23 protein-coding genes and 2 pseudogenes are annotated in these 23,998 nt (G+C 63.4%); 9 read left to right on the top strand and 16 right to left on the bottom strand.

Annotation, left to right across the window (positions count from 1 at the left end; all coding sequences use genetic code 11):
• Positions 1-75 precede the first annotated feature (75 nt).
• From AC1RCS_RS10500 to AC1RCS_RS10490, 3 genes are all read left to right on the top strand, one after another.
• A complete protein-coding gene (locus AC1RCS_RS10500; RefSeq protein ID WP_492244996.1) occupies positions 76-624 on the top strand; it encodes a tyrosine-type recombinase/integrase in 549 nt (182 codons plus the stop codon).
• An 84-nt stretch (positions 625-708) separates the two neighbouring features.
• On the top strand, positions 709-1,059 hold the full coding sequence (locus AC1RCS_RS10495; protein ID WP_492244995.1) for an IS3 family transposase: 351 nt from the start codon (positions 709-711) through the stop codon (positions 1,057-1,059).
• A gap of 404 nt (positions 1,060-1,463) precedes the next feature.
• Positions 1,464-3,002, top strand: a complete 1,539-nt coding sequence (locus AC1RCS_RS10490; protein ID WP_492244994.1) for a methyl-accepting chemotaxis protein — start codon at positions 1,464-1,466, stop codon at positions 3,000-3,002.
• A 17-nt stretch (positions 3,003-3,019) separates the two neighbouring features.
• Here the strand turns inward: AC1RCS_RS10490 and AC1RCS_RS10485 are convergent.
• The 10 genes and pseudogenes from AC1RCS_RS10485 to AC1RCS_RS10440 all read right to left on the bottom strand — a co-directional run.
• A pseudogene (locus AC1RCS_RS10485) lies at positions 3,020-3,280 on the bottom strand (integrase core domain-containing protein); the annotation flags it as partial.
• Between the two features lie 98 nt (positions 3,281-3,378).
• Positions 3,379-3,716, bottom strand: a pseudogene (locus tag AC1RCS_RS10480) (DUF932 domain-containing protein); the annotation flags it as partial.
• Positions 3,717-4,500: 784 nt separating this feature from the next.
• Positions 4,501-5,796, bottom strand: coding sequence for a cyclic di-GMP phosphodiesterase (locus AC1RCS_RS10475; protein WP_492244993.1), 1,296 nt, complete (start codon positions 5,794-5,796; stop codon positions 4,501-4,503).
• 122 nt (positions 5,797-5,918) lie between these two features.
• Entirely contained in the window at positions 5,919-6,833 is a 915-nt protein-coding gene (locus AC1RCS_RS10470) for a diguanylate cyclase domain-containing protein (protein ID WP_492244992.1), read from the bottom strand.
• Positions 6,834-7,070: 237 nt separating this feature from the next.
• Entirely contained in the window at positions 7,071-8,810 is a 1,740-nt protein-coding gene (locus tag AC1RCS_RS10465) for a methyl-accepting chemotaxis protein (RefSeq protein ID WP_492244991.1), read from the bottom strand.
• A gap of 11 nt (positions 8,811-8,821) precedes the next feature.
• Positions 8,822-9,301: a chemotaxis protein CheW gene (locus tag AC1RCS_RS10460; protein ID WP_492255564.1), complete on the bottom strand. Its 480-nt coding sequence runs from the start codon at positions 9,299-9,301 to the stop codon at positions 8,822-8,824.
• 384 nt (positions 9,302-9,685) lie between these two features.
• A complete protein-coding gene (locus AC1RCS_RS10455; RefSeq protein WP_492244989.1) occupies positions 9,686-12,226 on the bottom strand; it encodes a sensor histidine kinase in 2,541 nt (846 codons plus the stop codon).
• A 1-nt stretch (position 12,227) separates the two neighbouring features.
• Positions 12,228-13,022: an ABC transporter substrate-binding protein gene (locus tag AC1RCS_RS10450; RefSeq protein ID WP_492244988.1), complete on the bottom strand. Its 795-nt coding sequence runs from the start codon at positions 13,020-13,022 to the stop codon at positions 12,228-12,230.
• A gap of 35 nt (positions 13,023-13,057) precedes the next feature.
• Positions 13,058-13,831, bottom strand: a complete 774-nt coding sequence (locus AC1RCS_RS10445) for an HD-GYP domain-containing protein (protein WP_492244987.1) — start codon at positions 13,829-13,831, stop codon at positions 13,058-13,060.
• A complete protein-coding gene (locus AC1RCS_RS10440; protein WP_492244986.1) occupies positions 13,828-14,199 on the bottom strand; it encodes a response regulator transcription factor in 372 nt (123 codons plus the stop codon). Before AC1RCS_RS10440 ends, AC1RCS_RS10445 begins: the two co-directional genes overlap by 4 nt.
• A 132-nt stretch (positions 14,200-14,331) precedes the next feature.
• On the opposite strand from AC1RCS_RS10440, the gene AC1RCS_RS10435 reads away from it, so the two are divergent.
• From AC1RCS_RS10435 to AC1RCS_RS10415, 5 genes are all read left to right on the top strand, one after another.
• Positions 14,332-15,030, top strand: a complete 699-nt coding sequence (locus AC1RCS_RS10435) for a helix-turn-helix domain-containing protein (protein WP_492244985.1) — start codon at positions 14,332-14,334, stop codon at positions 15,028-15,030.
• Positions 15,031-15,046: 16 nt separating this feature from the next.
• Entirely contained in the window at positions 15,047-15,793 is a 747-nt protein-coding gene (locus AC1RCS_RS10430) for a response regulator (protein WP_492244984.1), read from the top strand.
• Between the two features lie 123 nt (positions 15,794-15,916).
• Positions 15,917-16,258 (top strand): helix-turn-helix domain-containing protein, encoded by a 342-nt coding sequence (locus AC1RCS_RS10425; RefSeq protein ID WP_492244983.1) that lies wholly within the window; start codon positions 15,917-15,919, stop codon positions 16,256-16,258.
• A gap of 137 nt (positions 16,259-16,395) precedes the next feature.
• On the top strand, positions 16,396-16,767 hold the full coding sequence (locus AC1RCS_RS10420) for a hypothetical protein (protein WP_492244982.1): 372 nt from the start codon (positions 16,396-16,398) through the stop codon (positions 16,765-16,767).
• Positions 16,768-17,150: 383 nt separating this feature from the next.
• Positions 17,151-17,915, top strand: coding sequence for an SDR family oxidoreductase (locus tag AC1RCS_RS10415; RefSeq protein WP_369643894.1), 765 nt, complete (start codon positions 17,151-17,153; stop codon positions 17,913-17,915).
• A gap of 116 nt (positions 17,916-18,031) precedes the next feature.
• On the opposite strand, the gene AC1RCS_RS10410 is transcribed toward AC1RCS_RS10415, so the two are convergent.
• Positions 18,032-18,721, bottom strand: coding sequence for a hydrolase (locus tag AC1RCS_RS10410; protein WP_492244981.1), 690 nt, complete (start codon positions 18,719-18,721; stop codon positions 18,032-18,034).
• Positions 18,722-18,861: 140 nt separating this feature from the next.
• Positions 18,862-19,728 (bottom strand): pirin family protein, encoded by an 867-nt coding sequence (locus AC1RCS_RS10405; RefSeq protein WP_492244980.1) that lies wholly within the window; start codon positions 19,726-19,728, stop codon positions 18,862-18,864.
• Positions 19,729-19,858: 130 nt separating this feature from the next.
• Here AC1RCS_RS10405 and AC1RCS_RS10400 point away from each other — a divergent pair, with 130 nt between their 5' ends.
• A complete protein-coding gene (locus AC1RCS_RS10400) occupies positions 19,859-20,761 on the top strand; it encodes a LysR family transcriptional regulator (RefSeq protein ID WP_492244979.1) in 903 nt (300 codons plus the stop codon).
• A 174-nt stretch (positions 20,762-20,935) separates the two neighbouring features.
• Here the strand turns inward: AC1RCS_RS10400 and AC1RCS_RS10395 are convergent, their stop codons facing one another.
• The 4 genes from AC1RCS_RS10395 to AC1RCS_RS10380 all read right to left on the bottom strand — a co-directional run bounded on the left by AC1RCS_RS10395 (position 20,936) and on the right by AC1RCS_RS10380 (position 23,747).
• Positions 20,936-21,850 (bottom strand): metal ABC transporter substrate-binding protein, encoded by a 915-nt coding sequence (locus AC1RCS_RS10395; RefSeq protein WP_492244978.1) that lies wholly within the window; start codon positions 21,848-21,850, stop codon positions 20,936-20,938.
• Between the two features lies 1 nt (position 21,851).
• Complete coding sequence (locus AC1RCS_RS10390) at positions 21,852-22,724, bottom strand: metal ABC transporter permease (RefSeq protein WP_492244977.1); 873 nt, start codon at positions 22,722-22,724, stop codon at positions 21,852-21,854.
• Complete coding sequence (aztA, locus tag AC1RCS_RS10385; protein ID WP_492244976.1) at positions 22,721-23,467, bottom strand: zinc ABC transporter ATP-binding protein AztA; 747 nt, start codon at positions 23,465-23,467, stop codon at positions 22,721-22,723. Before aztA ends, AC1RCS_RS10390 begins: the two co-directional genes overlap by 4 nt.
• Before the next feature lie 103 nt (positions 23,468-23,570).
• A complete protein-coding gene (locus AC1RCS_RS10380) occupies positions 23,571-23,747 on the bottom strand; it encodes a hypothetical protein (RefSeq protein ID WP_492244975.1) in 177 nt (58 codons plus the stop codon).
• Positions 23,748-23,998: the final 251 nt, after the last annotated feature.

Raw genomic sequence — 23,998 nt, 5'->3', positions numbered from 1 at the left:
AGATACTTCACCGGTAGAGTTCGAAAGACGCCATTTCCAACGGCTCAAAAGTGTCTAGGGAATCCGGGGCGATTCATGCTGACCGAAATCCAGGCCGAAGACTTGCGGATCTTGTGCAACAAGCTCAAGGAGCGAGGGGCGCGGGCCACCGCGGTGCAGATCCGGGACATCTTGAAGCAGGTCTACGTCTACGCGACAGGCGCTCGACATCTTCGTCACGCTGCACGCCTGCGCGCAGGTTCAAGGTTCGGCTTTCCTTCTCGCTACGATCCGGATCGGTGCATGTCCAATGCGACCTTGAATCGGATCACGCAGCTCATCGTGGAGGGCGCCAAGGTCAAAGGTCTACCGCTGCAGTCGTTCACCGTCCACGACCTGCGCCGCATCTGCTCAACGCTACTGAACGAGATCGGCTTCAAACTCGACTGGATCGAGAAATGCTTGGCGCACGAGGAGGGGCGTTCCTCGCGTTCGATCTACAACAAGACCGAATGCGCCGAGCAGCGGCGCCACATGCTGCAAGAGTGGGCGCATTTGGTCGATGCCTGGGGCGATGGACAGACCTACGTGCAGAAGCTGATACCGAAGAACGTGGTCGTGCCGGCGTTGAGCGCGATTGCGTAGGAGGGCCGCATCATGGCTTGCTTTGGATCGGTCTTTGCCGGGTCGCGTTAGGTTTATTTTCGAGAAAGGCGGCCAGTCTTCGAGATGGTTTCCAGCAAGCTTGAGGCCGCGCTCTCGCGGACCAATTGCGTCGCCGGCCTGATCGTGCATTCTGACCAAGGGTGGCACTACAAGATGCAGCCCTACCGAGCGATGCTCGTGCGACACGGAGTCGAGCAAAGCATGAGCCGCAAGGGCAACTGCTTCGACAACGCGGCGATTGAAAGACTCTTCGGCACCCTGAACGCCGAGTACTTGCATCTCGAACGGCCCGATAGCATTCATACGCTCGAAGCGGGCGTGCATGATTGCGTCCACTACTACAACCACGAGCGCATCAAGCTCCGGCTGCAGGGGCTCAGTCCGGTGGAATACCGCTTGAGAAGCACCGCCTGATCGGCGGAATCGCGACCATCCAACTTCTGGGGGATCAGTTCAAACCCCGGGGGCGATTCAGTTCAGCCGACACGGTGCTTTGCTGTCACTGGTGGGCAGCGCCTGCCATGGAACGAGCGGTTTTGAGCGCACCAATCTACTTATCTCGACCCGCCGTAGACCGTCACTGACCTCTGAAAGTCAATTCCGCGCTTTCGACTGTACTTCGCCAAAAGTGACCGAAATGGTGTTTTCGAAAAATTAAACAAAAAAATCATTTTTATCATTACAATTAGCCATCTATCCACATGACATCAACCCACGTCCATGAAATCACCGTCAATTTCGTCCTTTTTCCTGTCACGAGATAGGGCTGAGCAGCATTTCATCGGCATCACGGCATGCTCCGACTGGGGAGATGCCAAATGAGCAATCTGAAAATTTCTACCCGCTTAGCCGGTCTTCTGGCAGTGTTGTGTTGTCTGGTCTTGCTGGTTGGAGGCAGCGGCCTTATGGGTATGAGCCACTCGAATACCGGACTCAAGTCGGTTTACGACGACCGGGTGGTCCCTCTCAAGCAGCTCAAGATCGTGGCGGACATGTATGCCGTCAACGTGGTGGATGCCGCCCACAAGGTGCGGGATGGGGGCATGACACCTGCCCAGGGCCTGCAATCAGTGAGTGAGGCTCGCAAAGCGATCAATACAAACTGGAGTGCCTATCTGGCTACACAGCTGGCACCCGAAGAGGTCAAGCTCGTGGATCAGTTCAGGCCCTTACAGGCGAATGCAGACAAAGCGACAGAGGTGCTGCAAGGGCTGTTCCGAGCTAGCGACATTCCTGGCGTCACAGCTTTTGCTGCCAAGGATATGTATCCCGCGATGGATCCTTTGCAGGATGTGCTGAGCGGGCTCATACAAGTGCAACTCGACGAGGCCAAGAAAGAATACGACAGTGCTGCTGCAAGCTACCAGACCATCTGGGTGGTGACCACGAGTGCAGTAGTGCTTGGGTTACTGCTGGCGCTGCTGGTCGGCGGCTCGATGATTCGGCAGATTTCGCACGCCTTGCGTGATGCAGTGCAGATCACTGACGCAGTGGCTCATGGTGACCTGGCAGTGGCGATCCACGCGAGGGGCAAGGACGAAATAGCCCAGTTGCTCGGTGGCCTGACCACCATGCGCGACAACCTGGCCCATGTGGTATCGGGGGTACGCGGGAATGCGCAGGGTGTGGCGTCTGCCAGTGCCGAGATTGCGTCGGGCAACAACGACCTGTCCAGCCGCACCGAACAGCAGGCCAGCGCGCTGCAGGAGACGGCGGCGTCGATGGAGGAGCTCAGCTCCACCGTCAAGCAGAACGCGGACAACGCGCGTCAGGCCAACCAGCTGGCGATGAGCGCATCCACCGTGGCGGGGCAGGGCGGCGATGTGGTGTCGGAGGTGGTCGAGACCATGAAGGGCATCAACGACAGCAGCAAGAAGATCGCCGACATCATCAGCGTGATCGACGGCATTGCCTTCCAGACCAACATCCTGGCGCTCAACGCGGCGGTGGAGGCGGCGCGCGCGGGTGAGCAGGGGCGTGGCTTCGCCGTGGTGGCGGGCGAGGTGCGCAGCCTGGCCGGGCGCAGCGCCGAGGCTGCCAAGGAGATCAAGGCCCTGATCACCGCCAGCGTGGAGCGCGTGGAGCAGGGCTCGGTGCTCGTGGACAAGGCCGGCGTCACCATGACCGAGGTGGTGTCCTCCATCCGCCGCGTGACGGACATCATGGGCGAGATCAGCGCGGCCAGCAGCGAGCAGAGCCAGGGCGTGTCGCAGGTGGGCGAGGCGATCACGCAGATGGACCAGGTGACGCAGCAGAACGCGGCCCTGGTGGAGGAAATGGCCGCGGCCGCCAGCAGCCTGAGCCAGCAGGCCCAGGCTTTAGTGGATTCTGTGGCTGTGTTCAAGCTGGATGCATGAACGCTACCCAGCAGCTGGCTGTGAAGAGTTAACAGGTTGTTTCCCGTTGGATCGAGTCTGGCCATGGGCACCAAGCCACCAATGCCACCGTGCGGCCGGTGCCAGTTGTAGTGATGCTGCCAGCTTGCCAAGGCCACAGTTCGCTCAGCTGAGTTCTGGTAGCTCCCGCCATAGGCCCACGCGCGCAGCGCCGATTGAATGAATCGCTCTGCCTTGCCATTGGTCTGGGGTCGATAGGCCCGGGTGAACTTGTGCCGGATTCGCAGACAACTTCGTGCGCGTCGTGAGCCCGCACGCGAAAAATCACGCTGCGGTCGCTCAGGCGTTCTGCCCAGCCGTGCAGCCGCAGCGGCGAGCCCGGAGGGATCGGCCCCAGGTGGCTGCCGGTGCCGTCATGCGAGTTCAGCAGGATGATTTCGTTGGCCTCGCAGCCGTTGATCTGGCTGGCGTGTCGCAGCCGCAGCATGTGCTTGGTGAAGTCGCGCCGCCCTTCCTGCCGCACGCGGGTCTGGCACGCCATGAAAGGCTGGACGCTTCGCCGCGCAGCTTGTGCAGCACTGTCGCCGTAGGGATGTCGCTGTAGCGGTGCGAACTGCTGTCGTGTGGGGCCGCCGTGAAGATGGATGGGTCCACCGTCCTGATCTGGTCATCCGACAAGGGCTGTTCCAAGCGCAGCACCGGCGAATACGATGCGAAACGGGATGCGAGTTGCATGTCTTTCTCCAATGAGGTTGGCTGTTGAAGAACCCGCGCCGGATTTCTAGATTCAGAGCTCTCCCCGGGCTTCCGGTGGGGTCGGCGCAAAGAACCAGGTCGACCGTTGTCACCGTCTTTCCTGAGTTCATCGCCCGAGACGTCAGGAGCCCGTGGACAGGGGCCGTCAAGGAAACAAGCGCCGGGTTGGTGCGGCCCGCAGGCGCCAGTCGAGGACACGGCCCGGCGCGTCTTGACGGCACATGGCCGGGGGCTACAGTCGCGGACAAGGTGATGGACTCGAGAATGACGGCGAGTGCGGCAAGGGTCGATGTCGGCGCCGGCACCACGCAAGCGAAGCGCGCAGCGCCGCCAGGCGCGTAGGCCGATGAGGCGCAGCCTTTTTCGGCGGTCTTGAAGGGGCGCCAAGCGCAGCGCGGCGGGGATGGGACCGCATGGCCGATCCCCTGGAGGCAAGCGCAGCGCATAGGCCCGCAGGGCCGAAGTCCCCGGCATCGGATGTAGCAAAGAAAAGCGCCGCGCCCGCAGCGAGCGAGCGCGGCGCATGGGCTCCAGCTGCCAACCAACGACGGAGCCTGGACAAGGGCGAGCCTTGTAGTTTGGACGTGCTCTCAATCGACCCCAGGTGGACGATACCTTGCATGCCTACTTCGCGCAGGTCGGTGACTCCATACCGGCTTATCACAGGAACTCCGAAGAAATTCACGTGGATACCGATCATATGGGTGGTGGACAGCCGGCGTGGCGGGCTACCGCCTTCGCCCGGGGCTGCTGCATCTTGCGTTCAGCGGACCGGCAATGGGAGGCCTGACCACAGCTCGTTCAGGTCTGAAAACTTCCATTGGTCCGGGTCCTCCCGGGCCACGATCTTCTCCGTGCAATTGGGGTCGGCCAGATCGATGACGGCGGGCGGAATGCGCATGTCCGACTTGGTAGAGAAAAAGACCTTCACCTTGGGCGAGGTCAGTGATTTCTGCCCCTGCTCGACCACCACGCCAAGGCGACCGGAGCTCAGCCGCACGAGCGAGCCCACCGGGTAGATACCGATGCTCTTCACAAACGCCTGGAACAGGCGGGGATCGAAATGGCCTTTGGTCCACTCGGCCATGCGGCGCAGCGACTCCGCGGGGTCCCATCCGCGTTTGTAGGGGCGATCGGAGGTGATGGCGTCGTAGACGTCGCAGATAGCTGTCATGCGCGCGATCAAGCTGATCTCTTCTCCCTTGAGTTTGTCAGGGTAGCCCGATCCATCCACCTTCTCGTGGTGGTGACGGCATGCGTCCAGAACGGCGTCTTCCACGCTGCCTCCCTCCTTGAGCAGGAGGTAACCCTGCTCGGGATGGCTCTGGATCACGGTGAACTCTTCATTGGTGAGCTTGCCTGGCTTGTTGAGCACGGCCAGAGGAATAACCGCCTTGCCCAGGTCATGCAGAAGCCCCGCCATCCCGGCCACGCGCGTGTGCTCCTCGTTCAGGTTAATCTGCTTGGCCAGTGCCACCATCAGCGCGCACACCGCTACCGAATGCATGTAGGTGTAGTCGTCGGCCGTCTTCAGGCGAGCCAGGCTGATCAGGGCGCTTGGGTTGCGGGTGACCGAGTCCGAAATTTCTTCGACCAAGCTGCGGGCGTTCTCCGCGTTGACCGCCTTGCCCATGCGCGCCTCGCTGAACATCGAGACCATGGCCTGCCTGGCCTCGCCGCAGATCGAGGCCGCCGCTTGCAACTCGCTGTGCATGCTGGCGGCGGCCCGGCCACGCGCGCGCCGGGGTGCAGGGGGAGGCGAGGGCGGGGAAGGTGGGTCCACCTGCAGAGGCGGCAGCTTGTCGAGCATGCCGAAATCGGTCTCCACCTGGAAGTCGGCCTCCTCGCGCGAGACAGATCGCACACCGGCGGCCACGTCAAACCCTTTGGATGTGTCGATCCAGACCTCCTCGATCGAGGCTGCCTTGATGCGCGCCAGATCCTTGGACTCCTTAAGGACGAACTTGGCCCGCCAGAAGGGGTGGTCCATCCAGGAGCCACAGAAATCGTGCACGTACATGCCCAGGTCGAGGTGTCCAATGTGGATTCTTTTTAGCATGATGAGTTTCGGAACATGGGCTCGGCACTGCGTGCACCTTGCCTAAGGTTGGTGGTGGCACCGGTTGGACCGCTCTCTGGCTACACTGAGTGCGCATTGAAGCGACGTTTTGTATCGCCCGTTCAGGTACGTCTGGCTGCTGCGACCACATCAGACATGCCCGGTGAAAACACGATGCTGCGCCCGCGGCCCTGTGCTTTTGCGTGGTACATGGCGAGGTCAGCGCAGCGCAGTAGCTCTTCAGGCCCTTGTGCGTCTACGGGGTACATCGCTATGCCCATGCTGCAGCCGGTCTTGACCGGGAACCCATCGACTGTGCGAGGACGCGACAGCGCCGCTACGAGTTTGTCTGCAACTAGGACTGCATCGGAAAGTTTCTCGATGTCCCGCAGCAGAACGACAAACTCGTCTCCGCCAATGCGTGCAACGACGTCGCTGGCCCGGACTTTCGCCTTAAGAACTGCGGCTATTTCCGCCAGCAAATGATCCCCGATGGCATGCCCGAACGAGTCGTTGACCGACTTGAAGCCATCAAGATCCAGAAGCAGCAGTCCCACCTGTCGGCCAGAGAGCCTAGCGGCTGAAAGAGACTGATGGAGACATTCAGTGAGCAGCCAGCGATTGGCCAGTCCAGTCAGAGCGTCGTGCGTTGCCTGGTGCTGCATCTGCCGCTGGGACTGTTTGGTCTCGCTGGTGTCACGAACAAAAGCGATCGTACCGGTCTGACCTTGGTCATCAACGCGACTCAGCGCAACGTCTACGGGTACGTTGCGACCGTCTTTTCGCAGCAGGGTCAGATCGCCTGCGGCTCCCATGGCCCGCCGCTTGGGATCCTGGAGGTAGACCACTCTGCTTTCCACATGCAGTCTGCGAAGGTCGGCTGGCAAGAATAGCTCGATGGGCTGTCCAATCAGTTCGTAGGCCTGGTAGCCAGACAGGTGGCACAGGGCTTCATTCACGAGTGCGATTGCACCGCTGTTCGATACAAAAAGGATGCCATCAGGCGCTTGAGAAACAATAAGGTCGGAAAGATTCATACGGAGGCCAATGGATTCTTCGCGGTGTCTCGACCGCCTCGTTGCTTGCCTGTCAGGGAGCAAGGAGCTCGGCCGCGTTTACCGCGCCGTTCCATGTTCCAGGAGAGGCGCGACCCGCAGTCTGGCTTGCCGCACGCCGCCTGCTGACAGTGCTCATCGCTGGTGGGACAAGGATCGTCAGCTAGGCCCGTGGTGGCATTGATGTCCCGGCGGATTCAACGCGGCAACTGCTGCGGATCAGAAGTTTGCCCATTCTCCAGTGCCTTCGCTTGCACCGGAGGTGGCGGCTGCAGCCTTCACTGGGCGTGTACCCGAGATGCGTGCCACGCCGAGATTGCTGCTGCGGTCGGCTTTGCGGCGCTCAGCGGGGATGAGGCGTCGCGCCGCTGCGTGCGTCCCATCGAGCTCTGGTAGCTGGAATACGGCAACGGCTTGCACGAGTTGCTCGGCCTGCAGCTGCAGGCTCTGCGCGGCGGCGGCGCTTTCCTCGACGAGGGCTGCGTTCTGCTGCGTGACCTGATCCATCTGTGCCACCGATTGGCCCAGAGAGCTCACGCCGGTGCTTTGCTCACGGCTCGCGGCACTGATCTCGCCCATGATGTCGGTTACGCGACGGATGGAGTCCACGATTTCCTGCATGGTGTGGCCTGCTTGGTCCACCAGCGCTGAGCCTTGCTCCACCTGTGAGACGCTGTCGGTGATCAGGGTCTTGATCTCCTTGGCGGCTTGCGCGCTGCGCTGGGCGAGACTGCGCACTTCGCTCGCTACCACAGCAAAACCTCGCCCCTGTTCACCGGCGCGGGCTGCCTCCACTGCGGCATTGAGCGCCAGGATGTTGGTTTGGAAGGCGATGGAGTCGATCACACTGATGATGTCGACAATCTTTCTGCTGCTGTCGTTGATGCCCTTCATGGTATCCACGACCTGGTTAACAACTTGGCCGCCTTTCACTGCCACCTGGCTTGCACCCACGGCCAACTGGTTGGCCTGGTTGGCGTTGTCGGCGTTGTGCCGCACAGTGGTGCCAAGCTCTTCCATGGTGGATGCCGTCTGCTGTAGTGCGCTGGCCTGTTCTTCGGTGCGTTGGCTCAGGTCGATGTTGCCGGTGGCAATCTGTGTAGAACCGGTGGCAATCGAGTCCGACGCACCGCGAACCTGGCCCACGATTTCTGCGAGCTTGGCCTGCATCGACCCCAATGAAGCCAGCACGCTGCCGCCGTGGGCATTGCTGACACCGTTCACAGGACTCAAATCGCCATTGGCCACGCGCTGTGCCGCCTCCCCGAGTTCGGCCGGTTCGGCTCCCAGTGCGCGGGTCAGGCTGCGGGTGATGAGTGCGCCAGCAAGGGCGGCGGCCAAGAACGCCATCACACATGCTGCCAGCAGCAAATTGCGCTGCACCGCAAAGCGTGCGGCTGACTCCTCCGTCATTTCGTCTGCACGCTTGTTCGTCACGCTTGCATATTCGCTCGTCTTGTTGATGAGTGCGGCAAGCAAAGGTCGACATTCGTCATTCATCTTGGCGATGGCCTCGTCACGCTTGTTGTGCAGCGCCAGATCCACGATGGCGAGGGCAACGGGGCCATAGCGTGCCTCAATGGCGTCCATTTCGGCCACCAAGCCACGCGCTTTCTCGCTGGCGTCGTCCGCCGTGGCGATCATCCTCTTGAGCTTGCCCAGCCGCTCCTTCACGTCCTCCTGGGCTTTGAGCACTTCAGCCTTTTCTTCGGCCAGCTGGTCGGGCTTGGTTACCAGGACCAGGTTTCGCGCAGCCAGGGCGCGCCGGTCAACCGCGGTGCGAACGCTCTGGGCCATGTCGCCGCGGGCATTGATGCCCGTGACATAGTGCTCGAAGGCACCATTGGCATCTGACAGGGCCTTCCAGGACAGGCCCGAGATCAGCAGCACCAGGATGGCAAGCCCCCCGAAGGCCAGGGTCAGCTTCGCGCGCACTGTCATGTTGTGAAAGTTGTTCATGGAAAATTCTCTTAAATGGTTTCGGTAACACCGCTTTGGACGTGGTTCATCAATTGGGGAATGTCCAGAAGCAGCAGGGTGCGCTCCAGGCCCTCTTGCGTGATGCAAGCCAGCCCCTGGATGTAGTGGGCTTCTTCGTGCTCGCTCAGCGCGGGCATGGCGCGCAGTTGGTCTTCCTGCAAGGCAACTACGTCCGAGACTGAGTCGACAACCATTCCCACGGTTTGCTGTCCGTCCGGGGTGATCACCACGGTGACGGTGGCGGCATCAAAGTGGGCCTCTAGTCCAAGGCACACGCGCAAGTCGAGTACCGGTACGCTCACCCCGCGCAGGTCGAGAATGCCTCGCACGTAGGGTGGCGATCCAGCAATGCGTGTCGGTTGCTCATAGAAGCGGATTTCCTGGATCCCCAGAATGCTGACACCGTAGGTTTCTTGGCCTAGGCGAAATGCAAGGTACTCCCCGGCCGTCAGCACGGTGCTCGAACGCATGTGAGGGGCAAAATGAGTGCTATCTGAATTCATACCTGTCATCTCCATCGGGTGAAAGTAATTTTCAGTGATTGTAATGATGAAAATGATAAATACAAGTGTTTGTATCACTTTTTTTGTGGCGAGAGATCTTCGTTCATCGTTTTTGCCGAATTGAAGAGTGAATTCCGATGCTCTGGATTGCTGGAGTTGAGGCGGCCATGGCTTCGGGACGCGGGCGGCGAGGCGCTTCTTTCATGTCCCGAAAAGTGGGTGCTCGTGAGGCAGGTGCCAGCGCCGATGCGGCGGTGATATGCGGGTGGACAGGTGGTCTTCGAAATCCTGCAGGCGCAGGTTTCCTGTCGAAGCTGTTCGCTGCAACTCAGGAGCGAGCGTGGCTTGCTGTTACAGCTCGGCCGGCATGGTTACGCTGGCGCCGCGTGCGGGCAGGATGATGTGGAACACCGCGCCGCCTTGCCGCACGTTCTCTGCGTAGATCTGCCCGCCCAAGGCCTCTACGATCTTCTTGCAAATGGCCAGGCCCAGGCCCGTACCACCCGAGCCGTCCTTGGTCTTGCTTGACTGCTTGAAGGCCTCGAAGATGGCGCTGAGCTCTTCGTGCGGGATGCCCGGGCCGTGGTCGCGCACGGCCAGCCGGATCTGGCCCCTGCGGTCGATCCTGCCCAACAGGGTGATGGACGATGCCTCGGGAGAGAATTTGATGGCATTGGCAATTACATTGCGGATCACCTGCTGGAAACGCACCGGATCGACCTTGGCCGTGAGCGGCAGGTCGCCAAGCGCTACTTCCAGGTGCTGCTTGCGCTGGACCAGCAGTGGCTCCAGCTCGCGCAGCACGGGGAGGATGACGCCACGCAGATCCACCCGCTCCAGGTGGAAAGTGCCCACGGTACTCTCCAACTTGGCTACGTCCAATAGGTCGTTGACCAGCGAAAGCATGCGTTCGCCGGAGCGGTGTATGTCTTCGAACATGCCGGCTGTACGGGCATCCGCCTTGCCACGCAGCATGCCCAGTTCCGAAAACCCCATGATGGATTGCAGCGGTGTGCGTAGCTCATGACTCATGTTGGCCACGAACTCGGATTTGGAACGAGACGCCTCCTCTGCGGCCTCGTGCGCCTCGCGGGTCAGCCGCTCGGCTTCGCGGAAGTCGCTGATATCCATCAGCGTGCAGAGAATACCGGTGGCCCGTCCGCGGGGATCTATCACCACCGCTTTCGTCACGCGCGTATCGCGCCAGGATTTCCCACCGTAGAGCACGCGGGTCTCGAACATCACCTGGCCGCCCTGGTGCTGCAACTGCCTATCTGCAGCCTGGTGAACGGCGGCCTCTTCTGAGGGCAGGAAGTCCGCTAGGCGTAGCCCTATCACGTCTGCGCGCTGGCGCCCCTTGTATTCCTCCCAGGCGCGGTTCACCAGCACCAGGTGGCTCTGCATGTCGGTCATCGAGATCGGCAGGGGGTTCATCTCCAGCATCAGGCCGCGAAATTCCAGCTCGGCCTGGAGGCTCTGCTGTGCGACCCAGCGCTCTGTCACGTCCACCGCACTGCCCGCGAAGCCTATGACTGCGCCCTCGTCGAGCAGCGGCACCAGTGCCACGTCGAACAATAGTTGGCGTCCATTTTCGATATGCATCATGGCCTGGCAGTTGCGCACACCGCCCGCTTCGCCGTTGGCAAACAGACCTTCCACCGCAGGCCTGCTGCCGGGCTCCACCAGTTCCTGCAGCGGACGGCCTATGGCGGCAGATTCGCTGCCACCAATCAGCGATGCCAGGCGTGCGTTGACGAAGGTGATTCGTCCCGTGGTGTCGGTGCGAAAGATGACCTCCTGCACGCTGCGCATTAGCACCGCGAGCTCGCGTTCACTGTGTTCAATGCGGATCTGGGCCTGTCGGGAGGCGTGGCTGGCGGCCTCCCGTGAGCGAAGGCTGCGCCATGCCACGAGGGTAAGCAGCAGCACCACCATGGTCGCTGCGCAACTGAGCCAGATGTAGTCCTGTGATTCGGTCCACCATCGGGTGATCGCGGCATCCAGTGGCTCCTCAACGAGAACAACAAACGGCTGGGTCCTGGACAGGCGGAATGCGACGATCTGGTTGCCACCACCCAGTCCCTGGCCCACGTAGCTGCCATGCTCGCGCGAGGGGAGATCCCCGCGAAGTACGGGGATGTCGCTGGCCTGTCCGCTGCGGAGTGAAGTCTCCTGAGAGGTCGCGAGAATCTTTCCGTCATACGATGCGATCGCAGAGTTGAAGCCGACCTGGCCTACGGCCAACTGCTGCTGATTGGCCAGCGAGTCGGGGTTGATCAGCCCGATCAGCAACAGGTCCTGGCCATCGGGCGTGACGAATTTGCGCGTGAGCGGAATGAAGCCCAGGCCCGTCGGGGTGGCGCCTCGCGGTGCGTCGGCGCGCAGGCTACCCACCCCCCGGCCCGCGATCCAGGGACCAAAGGTGGTCTTGCCCTTCTGCGGGCTCGGCCCCAGTTTGCGAAGATCAATGGTCACCCCCGACTCCTGCGGCGAACTGCTGGCGATGACCAGCCCTGTGGCATCGGAAACCAGAATCGTGCGCAAGAAGGGGACACCTGCCAGCGCCTCTCGCAGGAATGCCTCGGTGCGCGGCAGATCGGCCCCGGGGGCGTGCAATGCATTGGCATCGCTCATTGTGGCGAGGATGAAGAGGCCGCTTTCCACCGTGCGGGTCGTCTGGTCTTCGAGCACGCGCGCCAGGAGCTCGGCCTTCTCAGTGTCCGAGGTGATGGCCTTGGTGCGGTCGTTCAGGGTTATCCAGGCCGTGGCCGCCAGGATGCCTGCCACGAGCAGCAGGCCGCAGAGGAGCGCGGTGTTGCTCCCTTTGCGGCTGAGCTTCACTAGGCCCTGAGCATGGCGCCACGGTGCACTGCGAGTGAAGGACTGTGCCATGTCAATGCACAACGATCTCGGTCAGCCCGTGCCTGGCTGCCGCAGCATCGAGCCGGCCGTCACGCTTGATGCGTGCCACGAAGTCATCCATGGTCTTGAGCCAGGCATCGCCGCCAGGTTTCACGGCATAGGCATAGGGCAGCACGAACACCGGCTTGGGCGGTGACACCAAGCGTGCCCAATCGGCATTGTCGAGCAAGCGCCGGCTGTAGGGGAAGTCGGTCATGAACACGTCCACCCGGCCACCTTCGAGCTCCCGTTCGCGCGTGGTGGGGGGAGATATCCTCACCAGCTTGGCATGCGTGAGGCGCTCGCCCATCACAGGTTCCATGAAGGTGCCTGCCTGGACTGCTACCAGCACGCCGGGCTGGTCGATGTCGGACCATTGCTTGATGACGGCATTGCTCTTGGTTGTGATGCCGTAGATGTCACTGCTCAGGTAGGGCTGGGTGAATCTGAGGTGGGCCATCCGCTGGGGCAGCATGCCGATGGCGAACATGCCCACATCACAACGGTCCGCCAGCAGGTCTTCGACCAGGGTGGCAAAGGACGACTCGACGTACTCTATTTTCGCTTTGAGGTCCTTGCCCAGCTCGGCCGACAGATCGATGTCGATCCCTGACAGTTGCTGGGTGCGCGGGTTTCGAAAGGTGATGCCGTAGTAATCTGGCCAGATGCAGACGCGCACGGCCTGCCGGGCCGATACCTTTTCCTGCGCCGGGCCGGCCAGAGCGGGTCCGCAGAACATCAGGCTGGCAAGTGCGCTTGTGAAGGCGATTCGAAGGATGAAAGGCATGGCGCTATCCTGGTGGTAGGACGATTCAGGGGGCGTCAGGGGGCGTCGATCAGATCGGCGAAGGTGGGGCGTTGCTCCGTGATCTTGCTCCGCAGAGTGTCCAGATGATCGAAGTGCTGGACGAAAGTGTCCACGATCACGGGGTCGAACGCCGTGCCGCGCTGTTCGATGAGCATGGACAAGGCCTTTTGCGGGCTGAATGCGGGTCGATAGACGCGGTCCATCGTCAATGCATCGTAGAAATCCACGACTGCCGTGATGCGGCCTGACAGCGGAATATCCAGGCCTGTCAGCCCGCGGGGATAACCCGTGCCGTCGTAGCGCTCGTGGTGGGTGAGGGCTGCCTCTGCTGCTAGGCGCAAGACAGGCACGCGGGAACTACCCAGAATCTGGGCCCCCGTGGCTGCATGGCGTTTCATGACTTCGCGTTCGTCGTCGGTGAGCGGTCCGGCTTTCTTGAGCACATGGTCCGGCGTGCCGATCTTGCCGATGTCGTGCATGGGCGCAGCACGCCGCAGCATGCTGGCAAAGCTCGGCGCCGATCCCAGCAGCAGCGCCAGCGCTTCGGCCAGGAAACCAATCCGGATGATGTGCACCGAGGTGTCGTCGTCGCGAAACTCGGCGGCTGTGCACAGGTGCAGCAAGGCCTCATGGTGAGCTCGGGTGACTTCGCGCAGTGCCTCGTTGCGCTCGCGGTACATGTGTCCGAAGTCTTCGATGAAGCGCTCCATCTGCGCGGCTGCTGCTTCATCAAAACACCTCATCGCGCCTGCTGGCAGTACTTGCGCGCGCTCCAGGGCGTGCGTCATACAGTTGCCTCCAGTCGGTAAACCATCTCCAGCACCTGCAAGGTGCTGAAAGGCTTGACGAGGTAGGCGTCTGCACCCGCTTTCATCCCGTCGCGCCGGTCTTCAGCCTGGCCGCGTGCCGTGAGCATGATGACTTTGGTGTGCTTGAGCGCGGGATTGCCTTTGATGCAGCGGCAGACTTCCAGACCCGACAGGGTGCCGGGCATCATGACGTCCAGCAGTACCACGTTGGGCGAGTGGGTGCGGGCCATTTCCAGCCCCATATCGCCGTTGGCAGCTTCATAGATCTCAAAATTCTCAAATTCCATGGTCATGCGCAGCAGCTTGCGGATGTCGGCGTGGTCTTCGACGATAAGTACTTTTTTCATGAGGTGCCCGTTGAAGTTGTTGGTCTATTGATGAAATATGCCAGAATTGCCCTGTTGTTGAATCATATAGATCATTTAAATCATTTACAATGCCGTTTAATAAAAATTATTTGCAAGTAAAATGGTGTAGCGATGAAAAATGAAAAATCTCTAGACGTTTCTCCCCCCGCTGACCAGCTCACCACCTTCGAGGCTGCGCGGATGCTCGGAATGGCCGTGCGTTCCGTGCAACTGATGGTGGATCGCAACGAACTCCAGGCATGGAAGACGCCGGGAGGGCACCGGCGTATTTCGCGCCGCTCTGTGGAGCAGTGGTTGCGCTCGCGCTCTGGCGGATCTGCGCCTGCGGCTGATGCGCAGTTTTCAGCTGCCGCAGCACATGAACCTTTCAGGCACCCAGTCATACCGATCCCGGAGCTTGCAGATGGGCGAGTGCAGGCGCCTGGCGATATGAAGGTGCTGCTGATCGAGGACTCCATCCACTTCCAGAACCTGGTGTCTTTGTTGGTGGAGCGGCACTTTCCAGCATGGCAGCTGCACATTGCCAATGACGGCATTACGGGGCTGGCGATGTATGGGCAGATTCAGCCCGATATCCTGATCGTGGACATTCTGCTGCCCGGAATCGATGGAGCGACCCTCATCACCACGCTGCGTTCGCACCCCCAGTTCGCCAGGAGCCGCCTCATCGTCGTGACCTCGCTGGATGAATCCCAGCGTGCCCCCTATGCGTTTGCGCTGCAGGGGGTGAACCTCATCCACAAGCCACGGCTAGTGGCCGAGCTGCCTCTGCTTCTTGCCCAGAGTGCGGAAGTCAGGGCAGCTTCCTGAGCACAGCGAGGGTTCTATGACCAACGCGTCTGTTGTGTCGGTTCGGCGCGTGTTGCTGGTGGAAGACGACGCCTCGATTGCACGCTTCATCGACATGGCGTTGGAAGACCAAGGGGTGGATTTGACCGTGTGCGGTGACGTGAAAACTGCCTTGGCCCAGCTGCAAAAGGGGCCGGTGGGGCTGGTCATCACGGATCTGATGCTGCCCGGTTTGTCTGGCTTCGATCTGGTGGACCGGCTGCATCACGAGCCTGCGCTTCGCGGGGGCGCCAAAGTGGTCATCTTCAGCGCTGGCATGAGCGTGGACAACCAGCATCGGCTTGAAGGCCGCAGCATATGGCGCATCCTGCGCAAGCCGGCGTCGGTTGCCCAATTGCAGGCGTGCGTTCTGGATGCTTTTGTGGGACATGACAGTGCCCCGCCACCCCTTTCAGGCGTACCGCCGGAGCATGCCGCCTCCAGCAGCGTGGAAAGCGACGCCATACATGCTTATTTTGGTGGCGACGCCGCGCTGTTTCGCACATATCGCGCCAAGTGCCTTGTGCAGTTTGCAGATGACCTGGTTGCGGGTGATTCCGCCTTGCAGTCGAGCGACTTCGTGGCGCTGCAGCGCCTGTCTCACAGTCTGGCCACCGTGTTCCGCACCTTGGGCTGGGCAGAGGACGGCCGGGTGGCAAAGCGACTGGAAGCGCTTGCGGCTGCCGGTGACGGACAAGCCTCAGCCACCACCTGGGCCCAACTGCGCCCACGACTGCTTGGCTGACGCGCCGACGCGGTGCACGGTCCTGGGTGTTCGACCATGCTCCCAGCTTTGAGCAAGCAGTGATCGGGAGGACGGGAAAGATGACTTCCTTCTTCAGCCCGCACAAGACGTCCATCGTCTGGGGTGGCCGAGATCGCAGCGCTCAAGCGCGAGGTCAAAGCGCTGGTGTCTAAGCACAAGGCTACCCGGCGGCAAAACCCCAAAGCGGCCGAGCCGGAGGCTGCGGCGGCAGAGCGTGCATCCGCGAAGCCGCACGGCGAATTCCAGCCCGATGTGCTCCGCCAGATGCGCACGGCGCTGGGCATCACGCAGGCGCAGCTGGCCATCTTGCTGGGCGTCTCTTCGCTGTCGGTCTACAAATGGGAGACGCGCGGCATCACCCCGCGTGCGGCGCAACTGGCCCGGATTGACGAAGTGCGCAAGATGGGCCCGCGCAAGGCGCTGGCTGCGCTCGCACTGGATTGAAGGCGCTCTGCGCCGTCTGGACGCGAACGATCAAAACCCATCATCCGCAGGCGCCCCGGGCAGAGGTTGAAAGCCTGGGCTTGCGTTGCTCTCTCTGGCTGCCGATCGGGAGGTTTTCCGCCCGGTGCTGCCGGGGAATGCCCAATGACCCTCCCGCCAACTGCCTGCGCGGCGCACCGGCCAGGCCGTCCGCATCTATCATCGGCACACTGCATGCCCCCTTTTTTTCGCAGAAGCTGTACCGGCACCCGGCCAACGGGCTGGCCGGTGCGTCCCTGAAGTCGATGTACAAATTCCTCTCCATGCAGCCCCAAAAGCAAACCTCCACCAACCGCTGCAGCTTTTGCGGCGCAACCAGCTACCGGCGCGTCGTCGCGCGGGATGCTGCCGGAGCAATGCGCTACGCGGAGAGGTTGGTGTGCACTGGCTGCACCCGCGAGTTCCCCAGCGTGAAGGTCTGGCGCGAAGGCCTTCCCGACGGCTCCACGGCCCCTGCGCCTGCCCCGTGAGGGGGCGCTTCCGTCTCCCAGCTCTTTGACGAGCAGCAGCAGTGCCGAACACCTTGGCGCGTGATGAGACCTGCGGCGTCCCTCGGCATCCCACCCAAACGTTGTGCAACCAGAGCGGACCCTCGACGACGATCTGTTGAACTTGTGGAAGGTGCCCCTGTCGCCCACGTTGACGTGGCGAAGAAGGCGTTGAAGGCAACCCTGCGGGAGCACGCACGGCAAAAGAATCCCGAGGGCGGTGCCGCAACTGCGTGAGAAGAGTCGCCAGCCAAGCCTGCGCAAGGAGATCCCGTTTCGACCCGACATCCTCGGCGCGGTGCCGCTAGACTTTCTGCATGGCGCGCTTGCCCGCCAGTCTTCCCGAAATTGAATGGACACCAAGAATGAACGCTGAAAAAGTTGCCGTGGTCACGGGCGCCGGTTCCGGTATTGGCAAGGCTGTTGCACTCGCCCTGGCGGGCAACGGCTATTGCGTCGTGCTGGCAGGGCGCCGCGCCGCACTCCTGGAAGAAGTGGCTGCGCAGGCCCAGGCAAGCTTTGGCGCGGGAGCGCGCATGCTGTGCGTGCCCACCGATGTGTGCGACCCCGCCGCCGTGGAAAGCCTCTTTGCACAGGCCGTCGCCCGCTTCGGGCGCGTGGACTTGCTGTTCAACAATGCGGGACGAGGCAATCCACCCGGCTCCTTCTTGGACTGGACACCGCAGCAGTGGCGCGACGTGGTGGATGTGAACCTGAACGGCATGTTTTATTGCCTGCAGCAGGCCTTTCGGACCATGCGCGATCAGACCCCGCAGGGCGGGCGCATCATCAACAATGGCTCGATTTCTGCACACGCGCCCCGGCCCAACTCGGCCGCCTACACCGCGACAAAACATGCCGTGATGGGTCTGACGAAAACTGCGGCACTTGACGGGCGCGCATACAACGTCGCGGTAGGCCAGATCGACATTGGCAATGCCATGACGGACTTGGCGTCGCGCATGGCCAAGGGGGTGCCGCAGGCCAATGGGGAAATCGCCATCGAACCCTTGATGGATGCCGACATCGTGGCGCAGTCGGTGCTGTACATGGCCAGCCTGCCTCTGGAGGCGAACGTGCTGTTTCACACGGTGATGGCCACCAGGATGCCGTTTGTCGGGCGAGGGTGAGATCCATTCAGGGCGATGCCTGCGGACGTGCAATGCATGGCTCTGGCGGGGGCAACCGTTGCTACACCTGCTGCTGAAGTGGAGCGTTCACCCCCACGGCGTGTTCCGCCCCTGATTCAGGAACGCTGCGAATCCAGTGGCTCGTGGCTCTTTGCCACTTCCTGCGCCATGGCATGGCTTTCAATCAGCAGCTGGTAGGGCGGGAACACAGCGCTGTAGGCCTCGGCCCATTGCAGCGCATCCTCGCGGTTCCAGGTCTTTTGCACTTCAGAACACACGGCGGCCGTGTCCATCGGCACCACCCCGGCCTGCACGATGCGCGCCAGCGTGATCTCCTGGGCCATCTTCGAGTAGGTGCCCGAGGCATCGATGACGGCGAACACCTGGTAGCCCTCATGCACCGCCGCGATGCTCGGAAAGGCCATGCACACGCTGGTGATGGTGCCGGCGATGATGAGCTGCCTGCGCCCCGTGGCCTTCACGGCGGCGACGAACTCGGGGTTGTCCCAGGCGTTGATCTCGCCCTTGCGCGCCACATACTGCGCGTGCGGTGCGTGTTTGTGGATCTCGGGGATCAGCGGGCCGTTCGGACCCTGTGGCACCGAGGCCGTGGTGATGACCGGCATCTTGGCCAGCGTCGCCACCTTGGCCAGCGTCGTCGCGTTGCTGCGTACCTCGGTGAAGGGCATGTCCTTGATGGTCTGGAACAGGCCGCTCTGGTGGTCGATCAGGAGCATCGCCGCGTTGTCAGGGTCGATGATCGGTCGTGCGCCGCTGAAGTTGGCGATGGTGTTGGGGGTGTTCATGGTCATCTCCTGGAGTTTGCAAATTGCCCGGGACGGGCGGATGGGACGCAGCCGTGCCCCTCCGGCCAGCAAGTCCGGAAAGCCAACACCGCGCCGAAGGGAAAAGAGGGGAGGCCTTCCTTCTGGAAAGCCTCGTGTGCTCAGGCCGTCATCAGGCCGAAGCGGCCGCTGCTGAAGTCGGCCATGGCCTGGCGGATCTCGGCCTCGCTGTTCATCACGAAGGGGCCGTAGCCCACCACAGGCTCGTCGATCGGTTCGCCCGACAGCCACAGCACGGTCGCATCGCTGTGGGCCTCGATCTCCACGCCGCTGCCGGCGCGCTCGAGGTGCACCAACTGGCCTTCGCGTGCGACCGCACTGCCGTTGACCAGCACCGTGCCGTGCAGCACGACCAGCGCCAGCGTATGGCCGTCCTTCGCGTCGAAGCGGCCCACGCTGCCCTGGCCGATACGGATGTCCCACACGTCCATCGCCGTGAAGGTGCGCGCCGGGCCGCGATGCCCGTCGAACTCGCCGGCAATCACCCGCACCCGGCCCGCGCCGTCGGGCAGGTCCACGGTTGGAATCTGCGCATCCACCAGGGTCTGGTAGCCCGGCGCGGCCATCTTGTCCTTCGCGGGCAGGTTGACCCAGAGCTGCACCATCTCGATGGTGCCCCCGCGTTCGGTGAAGGCGCGCGAGTGGAATTCCTCGTGCAGGATGCCGCCGCCGGCGGTCATCCACTGCACGTCACCAGGGCCGATCAGGCCGCCCGCACCGGTGGAGTCCTTGTGCTCCAGTTCACCCTGGTAGACGATGGTCACGGTCTCGAAGCCTCGGTGCGGATGCTGGCCGACGCCGCGAGGGCGCACGGCCGGCCCGAAGGGCGTCGGCGCCGCGTGATCGAGCAGCAGGAACGGGCTCAGGTGCTGGCCCAGGCCGTCATAGCCAAACAGCGAGCGGACAGGGAAACCATCGCCCACCCAGTGTGGACGGGGAGCGCTGTAGACACCGAGAACTTTCTTCATTTGCATCTCCTTGCGTCGCCAGACAAAGGTCTTGGCCGATGGATAGAGAATATGGTTTGAACGATGATCCTGGTAGTTGGCAATATTTGCCATCAGAGTTCTATTTAAGGAACAATAAGGCCTGTCCCTGATGAAAGACCTGAACGATCTTTACTACTACGTGCAGGTGGTGGACCACGGCGGCTTCGCGCCGGCCGGTCGCGCGCTGGGCATGCCCAAGTCCAAGCTGAGCCGGCGCATCGCGCTGCTGGAAGAGCGCCTGGGGACGCGCCTGATCCAGCGGTCCACCCGGCGTTTTGCCGTCACCGAGACCGGCCAGACCTACTATGGCCATTGCAAGGCGATGCTGGTGGAGGCCGAGGCCGCCGACGAAGCCATTGCGCTGGCGCATGCCGAACCACGGGGCATCGTGCGCATGACCTGCCCGGTGGCGCTGCTTGATGCGCGCATCGCCGACATGGTGGCGGCTTTCATGGTGGCGCATCCGCGCGTGGAGATCCATCTGGAGGAAACCAATCGGCGCGTGGACGTGGTGGGCGAGGGGATCGACGTGGCCATCCGCGTGCGTCCGCCGCCGATCGAGGACAGCGACCTGGTGATGCGCGTGCTTGCGGAGCGCGGGCAATGCCTGGTGGCATGTCCGCGCCTGCTGTCCAATCGCATACCAAAAACACCCGCCGACCTGGCGGGCCTGCCGAGCATGGACCTGGGCCTGCCGCAGCACGAGCATGTGTGGAACCTTGTCGGCCCCGAGGATGCCCGGGCGGCCATTCGCCACCGGCCGCGCCTGATCACACGCGGGATGCTGGCGCTGCGGGCCGCCGCCATCGCAGGCGTGGGCGTGGTGCAGCTGCCCTCCATGATGGTGCGCGAGCAGATCGAGCACGGCCAGCTGGTCCACGTAATCCCCGGCTGGGCGCCGCGCCGCGAGATCATCCACGCGGTGTTCGCCTCGCGGCGCGGGCTGCTGCCGGCGGTGCGGGCGCTGGTGGATTTCCTGGCGGACCGGTTTCAGGCGCTGGACGAGGACTGAGCTGCCAGGGGCAGTGCTGGAAGGGCAAGCCGCCGCATTGCCGCGCAGCCGGTCACCGTCAACGGGATGAAGAACTCATGCACCGCGCGTTCGCGGTACGCCCATGGGCAACGCCGGAGCAGACAGAGTCTGGTGCGCGCCCCGAGGCCGCGGGGTGGGCTGCCAATCCGTCGGTCACCGCGTCCCCGCCATGCCGGAAGCCAGCGCCTTGGCGTTGTGCGCGAAGAGCTTGAGATAGGTGTCGGCCTCGGTGCCTGGCGCCGAGAGCGCGTCGGAGTACAGCCTGCCGCCCAGCACCGCGCCGCCTTCCTTGGCGATGCGCTCCACCAGGCGCGGATCGGTGATGTTTTCGACGAACACCGCGCGCACGTCCTGCCGGCGGATCTGGTCGATCAGCTTCGCCACATCGGCGGCCGAAGCCTCGCCGTCGGTGCTCACGCCCTGCGGCGACAGGAAGTCGACGCCATAGGCCGCACCGAAGTAGCCGAAGGCATCGTGCGAGGTGATCACCCGGCGCTTGGAGCGCGGCACGGCCGCGAGCTGCGCACGCACCTCGCGGTCGAGCGCCCGGATCTGCTCGGTGTAGCGCGCCGTGCGCTGGATGAAGACGCCTGCTTGCGCAGGCCGCGCGCTGCTGAGCGCGTCGCGCACGTTCGCGGCGTAGCGTTCGGCGTTCGCGAGGTCCTGCCAGGCGTGCGGGTCGCTGCCGTGGCCCGGCTGGCCCCCATGGCCGTGCCCATCCTTGCGCAGCTTCACGCCCTGGCTCGCGGTGACCACCTTGCCGCGATAGCCCGAGGCCCGCACCAGGCGGTCGATCCAGCCTTCGAACCCCAGGCCGTTGACCACGACCAGGTCGGCGCGGGCCAGGTGGCGGGCGTCCGCCGGGCTGGGCTGGAACACGTGCGCATCGGCATCGGGGCCCACCAGGGCGACGACGTCGACGGCATCGCCGCCCACCTCGCGAACGATGTCTGCCAGGATGGAAAAGCTGGCAACGACCCGCAGCGGCCGTTCGGATTGCGCCAACGCGGGAGAGGCAGCCAGTGCCAGCAGCAGCGCCGCGACGGAAGATCGACGGGAGAGGGTCATGTCAGGCCTTGCGGTGTGGACGGCGCCGGTGGCGCCAGAGAAGGCCGTCGCGGGGGCCCGCGGCGACGGAGAGCAGATAGGCGATGCCCGCGACCAGCACGATGGCCGGGCCCGACGGCCACTGTGCGTGGTACGACAGCAGCAGGCCGATGAAGCCCGAGAGCGCCGCGATGACGGCAGCCACCAGCGCCAGGCTCCAGACTTCCGCCGCCCAGAAGCGCGCCGCCGTGGCGGGCAGCATCATCAGGCCGACGGCCATCAGGGTGCCCAGGGCCTGGAAGCCCGCCACGAGGTTCGCCACGGTCAGCACCAGGAAGACGGCGTGCACCAGCGTGCCGCGGCCGCCGACATTGCGAAGAAATCCGGGGTCCAGGCACTCCACCACCAGCGGCCGATAGATCACGGCCAGGACGGCCAGCGTCACGCTGGCGACGCTGGCGATGAGCAGCAGCGCCGCATCGTCCACGGCCAGGATGGTGCCGAACAGCAGGTGCATCAGGTCAACGCTGCTGCCGTGCGTCGAGACCATCAGCACGCCCAGCGCGAGCGCGATGAGGTAGAAGGCCGCGAAACTCGCGTCCTCGCGCTGCGACGTGGTCCGCGTCACGAAGCCGGCTGCGAGCGCGACCGCGAGCGCCGCGAAGAAACCGCCCAGGCTCATGGCCGGCAGCGAGAAGCCGGCGATCAGAAACCCCAGCGCGGCCCCCGGCAGCAGCGCGTGGCCCATGGCATCGCCCACCAGGCTCATGCGTCGCAGCACCAGCAGCGTGCCCATCGGCGCGCTGCCGAGGCTCAGGGCCAGCGTCGCGACCAGCGCGCGGCGCATGAAGCCGTATTCGGCGAAAGGCTGGAGGAGCAGCGATGCCAGCGTCATGCGGCTTCCTCGCACAGTGCGGCACCGTCGTCCCAGGCCTCGGCCATCTGCCGGGCGCGGAACAGGTGCTCGGCGTGCAGCACCTGCGCGGTCGGTCCCCAGGCCACGCAGCGCCGCGCCATCAACAGCGTGCGGTCGAAATGCCGGCGCACCTGTTCCAGATCGTGCAGCACCGCGATGACGGTGCGCGACTCGGCGTGCCAGCGGGCCACCACGGCGAGCAGGTCGGCGGTGGTGCGCGCATCGATGGCGTTGAAGGGCTCATCGAGCAGGATCACTGGCGCATCCTGCAGCAGCACGCGCGCGAACAGCACGCGCTGGAATTGGCCCGCGGACAGCTCGGCGATCCCGCGGCGTTCGAAGCCGGCCAAGCCAACCGCATCGAGCGCGTGGTGCACGGCGTCGCGCTGCGGCGCGTCGAGTCCGCGCAGACTTCCGACGCGCGACCAGTGGCCCAGCGCGACCAGATCGAACACGCGGATCGGAAAGCTGCGGTCGATGTCGGCCTGCTGCGGCAGCCAGGCGATGCGGCCGGCGGCGCGCTGCACCTCCCCTTCGACCGGCGAGACGCGGCCCATGATGGCCGCCAGCAAGGTGGTCTTGCCCGCGCCGTTGGGCCCGACGATGGCGGTGAGCGAACCCGGTGCGAAGTCACCCGACAGGTGGTGCAAGGCCGGGTGGCCGCGGTAAGCCACGGTCAGGTTGCGCAGGCGGATCGCCGCGTGTTGGGGGAGGGCTGTCATCAGGAGATGGCCCAGGCCACGGCGAGCCACAGCAGCGCGATCAGCGCCAGCGCACCCACGACCCGTTTCCAGGCGCCGGCCATCAGCAGGCTTGCGACACCCCTCATGCGCCCGCCGCTTCGGCCGCGCAGTCGGCGCTGCGCCCCTGCAAAACCATACCGTGGCGCTGCGCCACCAGGCCTTGCGTCACCATGCCGCCCATGGAGATCCGGCAGGCACGAATCGGGTGCATGCGCTTCCAGGCCTTGCGATGAAAGTAGGGATGGTGGCGGTGCTCCATGGGTTCATATTATTGCAAATGAATTATCAATTGCAATAAGAGGGTATGGAACGCTGGATACAGGGTGCTCGCCTGGGCGGGCGGGGCGTACTGGAATCACGGGCCGATCCAAGCCACGCAGGCGTTGTGTTGCGTGCTGCCGATGGAGGCGCCCGCGCGGGCGTCCAGCCCGCGCTACTGGCCGGGAATCTCCGGCTCGGGATACGCGGGTTTCACCTCGCCGGGCTTCTCTGGCACGGAGGCGGGGACGG

The organism is Acidovorax sp. GW823-FHT01C06 (assembly GCF_058798375.1).
This window is presented reverse-complemented; position numbering and strand designations above follow the sequence as displayed.

Bases quoted from the DNA above. Each gene is read 5' to 3' on its own strand.
- AC1RCS_RS10470 (WP_492244992.1), bottom strand. From the start codon at position 6,833: ATGAATCTTTCCGACCTTATTGTTTCTCAAGCGCCTGATGGCATCCTT.
- AC1RCS_RS10440 (WP_492244986.1), bottom strand. From the start codon at position 14,199: ATGAAAAAAGTACTTATCGTCGAAGACCACGCCGACATCCGCAAGCTG.
- AC1RCS_RS10380 (WP_492244975.1), bottom strand. From the start codon at position 23,747: ATGGAGCACCGCCACCATCCCTACTTTCATCGCAAGGCCTGGAAGCGC.
- AC1RCS_RS10420 (WP_492244982.1), top strand. From the start codon at position 16,396: ATGCCCAATGACCCTCCCGCCAACTGCCTGCGCGGCGCACCGGCCAGG.
- AC1RCS_RS10415 (WP_369643894.1), top strand. From the start codon at position 17,151: ATGAACGCTGAAAAAGTTGCCGTGGTCACGGGCGCCGGTTCCGGTATT.
- aztA (WP_492244976.1), bottom strand. From the start codon at position 23,467: ATGACAGCCCTCCCCCAACACGCGGCGATCCGCCTGCGCAACCTGACC.
- AC1RCS_RS10495 (WP_492244995.1), top strand. From the start codon at position 709: ATGGTTTCCAGCAAGCTTGAGGCCGCGCTCTCGCGGACCAATTGCGTC.
- AC1RCS_RS10395 (WP_492244978.1), bottom strand. From the start codon at position 21,850: ATGACCCTCTCCCGTCGATCTTCCGTCGCGGCGCTGCTGCTGGCACTG.
- AC1RCS_RS10430 (WP_492244984.1), top strand. From the start codon at position 15,047: ATGACCAACGCGTCTGTTGTGTCGGTTCGGCGCGTGTTGCTGGTGGAA.
- AC1RCS_RS10400 (WP_492244979.1), top strand. From the start codon at position 19,859: ATGAAAGACCTGAACGATCTTTACTACTACGTGCAGGTGGTGGACCAC.
- AC1RCS_RS10500 (WP_492244996.1), top strand. From the start codon at position 76: ATGCTGACCGAAATCCAGGCCGAAGACTTGCGGATCTTGTGCAACAAG.
- AC1RCS_RS10465 (WP_492244991.1), bottom strand. From the start codon at position 8,810: ATGAACAACTTTCACAACATGACAGTGCGCGCGAAGCTGACCCTGGCC.
- AC1RCS_RS10435 (WP_492244985.1), top strand. From the start codon at position 14,332: ATGAAAAATGAAAAATCTCTAGACGTTTCTCCCCCCGCTGACCAGCTC.
- AC1RCS_RS10475 (WP_492244993.1), bottom strand. From the start codon at position 5,796: ATGCTAAAAAGAATCCACATTGGACACCTCGACCTGGGCATGTACGTG.
- AC1RCS_RS10405 (WP_492244980.1), bottom strand. From the start codon at position 19,728: ATGAAGAAAGTTCTCGGTGTCTACAGCGCTCCCCGTCCACACTGGGTG.
- AC1RCS_RS10445 (WP_492244987.1), bottom strand. From the start codon at position 13,831: ATGACGCACGCCCTGGAGCGCGCGCAAGTACTGCCAGCAGGCGCGATG.
- AC1RCS_RS10390 (WP_492244977.1), bottom strand. From the start codon at position 22,724: ATGACGCTGGCATCGCTGCTCCTCCAGCCTTTCGCCGAATACGGCTTC.
- AC1RCS_RS10450 (WP_492244988.1), bottom strand. From the start codon at position 13,022: ATGCCTTTCATCCTTCGAATCGCCTTCACAAGCGCACTTGCCAGCCTG.
- AC1RCS_RS10460 (WP_492255564.1), bottom strand. From the start codon at position 9,301: ATGCGTTCGAGCACCGTGCTGACGGCCGGGGAGTACCTTGCATTTCGC.
- AC1RCS_RS10490 (WP_492244994.1), top strand. From the start codon at position 1,464: ATGAGCAATCTGAAAATTTCTACCCGCTTAGCCGGTCTTCTGGCAGTG.
- AC1RCS_RS10410 (WP_492244981.1), bottom strand. From the start codon at position 18,721: ATGAACACCCCCAACACCATCGCCAACTTCAGCGGCGCACGACCGATC.
- AC1RCS_RS10455 (WP_492244989.1), bottom strand. From the start codon at position 12,226: ATGGCACAGTCCTTCACTCGCAGTGCACCGTGGCGCCATGCTCAGGGC.